Source organism: Acinetobacter sp. 24-47-67 (assembly GCF_056779735.1).
Genome location: NZ_JBWYIK010000056.1, coordinates 1 through 223, shown reverse-complemented (window position 1 = coordinate 223; position 223 = coordinate 1). Strand labels below are relative to the sequence as shown.

The 223-nt window shown below is 41.7% G+C and carries 1 protein-coding gene; it reads right to left on the bottom strand.

The genetic code is table 11. From position 1 onward, the window contains the following. On the bottom strand, positions 1-223 hold a 223-nt coding region (locus tag AC1M9K_RS14665; RefSeq protein ID WP_481589661.1), incomplete at both ends, for an enolase C-terminal domain-like protein.

Sequence of the window (223 nt, the reverse complement as noted above, 5' to 3'; positions counted from 1 at the left end):
GCTGAATACCTTTGATCGCTTCTAACTCAGACCAAGCACGGTTCACATCGACACGGATAGAAATATCAGCACCTAACGCTTTTTTGATGGTGAGAACATGCTCAACATCTGCTTCTACAGCACGAGAACCAATTTTTAATTTAAAGAAGTTATGACGCTTAGCTTCGATCATCTTTTTCGCTTCAGCGATATCTTTATCCGTATCACCAGAAGCCAACACCCA